Below are 2,178 nucleotides of genomic sequence, written 5' to 3' on the forward strand. Positions count from 1 at the left end.
CCGCGCCGCAAATTGCTGACCCCACCGGTGAAACACTGCTCGGTGAGCCGGTCGACCATCCTGCGCAGCGCCAACACATAGGCCTCGACCGTTCGTGGCGCATCGACGCTGCCGTGCGGGTGGATAAGCTCCACCAAGCCGACGGCCAGATCGCGCGCCAACGCCGGGTTCGGTGACCCCTCCAGATCGAATTCAGCCCTGCCCCCGTCGCTGAATACGCAGCGCAGGCCGAGCGGGCCGTCGGTCACCATCGTCGGCATCACAGCACGTCCTCGTCGACGTCGTCGGAGAACTCGGCGTCGGCCTCTCGCCGTGCGGCGTCCTCGTCGACCAGCCCGGCCGTCGCGCCGGCGGTGTCGTAGGCTTGCCGATAGATTCGGGACGTATCCAGGCATTTGACATATTTTTCTGTGGTCAAAACCGTGGAATGGCCTAACAGGTCTCGTAGCACCAGCAACGGATCGGCCTTGGTCAGATACAACACCAGCGCCGCGTCGGCATCGGTATCCCTGGCCAGTCTGGCGGCCAACCGATAATGCCCGGTGACCAAATACTCGAGAGTCTGCATTGCCATCGAATGGCGCAAACGGTGCGGGTGCACATGCGGGAACCTCGGCTCGAACCGCGCCCGGATCCGGTCGGCGGTCCGCTCGAACACCGTCGCCCACGCCGTGAACGGACCACCATCACCCTTCACCGCCAGCAGACCCGACCCGCCCTCCGGCGCCACCAGCCGCCGCCGCTCCGCCGGAGTCAGCGACACCCACGCGCGGCGAACACCATTGATCCAGCCACCGCGAGCATCCGGGTCGCTCACCCGCAACGGCTCACCCCACCGCGGCGGCGGCCGCCACCCCGATCCCTCGGTTGCCGCGGCGCGGTCCAGGTGAAGGTAGTCGTGCAGCCCAGCCAACGCGTCGTAGGAGATCCATGTGGTGCGGAACTTGCGGCCCTTGGTGATCGAGCCCGGCACCGGAAACGGGATCGGGATCGCCGTCGGCGCCGGCGGCAACGCCGGGATCTCCCACCACAGCAGATTGGTGAACTCGCCCAGCCGTAGCCCGGTGGCCAAGGCCAGATCCCCGATCGCGGCGTTGCGGGTCATCTCCCGGCCCGAGAACCCGGTGTCCCGGCTGCCGTCCGGCGCCAGCCCCCGCAAGCCCTTGCGGAACAGCTCAACGAAGTCCGGCTCCAGATACTTGATGGTCACGTGCGGCTTCGGGGTGCGGCGCACCGCCAGATTCACCCGCACCCGCCGGCCGGTCCCAGCGAACAGCGCCCGAGCCGACCGGTAGCTGAACGGCTCCGCCTCGGCGAAGCCCTCCTCCAGAGCCCAGCGGTAGAACAGCGACAGGATGCTCATGTGCTGCGCCCACGTACTCGCCGCGAACCGCGCCCGCGCCGGCCCGGCCGCCCGGTGCTCGGCATACCTGCTCAATCCGGCCTTCAACCGGTCGCGGGTATCGAACAACCCGACACCGTGCTCGGTGAGGAACTCCGCCCACTCCTTAACCGCCCGCGCGTAGCTTTCCCACGAGCTCGGCGCGGGAGCCCCGCTGGCCGGTAACTCGCGCAGCCACCGGTTCACCACAGACGCCGACCGCGGCGCGCCCGGACCGTCCTCCAGCAACAGATCGGCATCGACCAGGAACGGCATGCCCTCTGGAATCACCGGCCGGTGCTCGACATCCCAAGACTGCCAACCCCGCGACGAGAAGAAACTCATGATCACGGCCGGGAACCATAGAAACACCACACGACGCGGCGCAACGCGCAAACACCCCGCCCGCCCGCGCCTTCCGGCTTATCGCAACACGGGAACTAAGCAGAGAGAAAGTGCCGCAGGGTGTGCGGGGTGACCCGTTTGCCGGTCAGCGATGGACATCGCACCGCCGCCGCGGTCGCGTATTTGGTGATGAGCCAGCCGACGGCGTCGGTGCTCAGCGGTGTCCCGTTTGCGCTGGGGAACAGTGGCGAGTCGGGTTCGCCCGGGTGTGCGACCAACCATTCCCGTAGGACGCCGACGGTGCTGGCGGTCAACGGTGTGGCTCGTTGCTTGCGGCCTTTGCTGCGCCACGAGGCGCTCTGTTGTATCCCCCGCGCAGCGGGGAGGGAATGGAGGTGGTAGTTAGCCTCGATTCCCGGTAGCCGAGTCTGAGCCTCCCGCCTGCTCCGTGC

General features: G+C 67.8%; 3 protein-coding genes. All 3 read right to left on the reverse strand.

The window, feature by feature from the left end:
* Positions 1 to 251, reverse strand: a 251-nt coding sequence (locus tag VGJ14_15505) for a hypothetical protein (GenBank protein ID HEY2833835.1), incomplete at its 3' end; no start/stop codon positions are given.
* 8 nt (positions 252 to 259) lie between these two features.
* Positions 260 to 1,672 carry a site-specific integrase gene (locus VGJ14_15510; protein ID HEY2833836.1) on the reverse strand — a complete coding sequence of 471 codons (1,413 nt, stop codon included), beginning with the start codon at positions 1,670 to 1,672 and terminating at the stop codon, positions 260 to 262.
* 149 nt (positions 1,673 to 1,821) lie between these two features.
* On the reverse strand, positions 1,822 to 2,139 hold the full coding sequence (locus VGJ14_15515; protein ID HEY2833837.1) for a tyrosine-type recombinase/integrase: 318 nt from the start codon (positions 2,137 to 2,139) through the stop codon (positions 1,822 to 1,824).
* Between the last annotated feature and the right edge of the window lie 39 nt (positions 2,140 to 2,178).

The sequence above is a fragment of the Sporichthyaceae bacterium genome (assembly GCA_036493475.1).
Taxonomy (GTDB): domain Bacteria; phylum Actinomycetota; class Actinomycetes; order Sporichthyales; family Sporichthyaceae; genus DASQPJ01.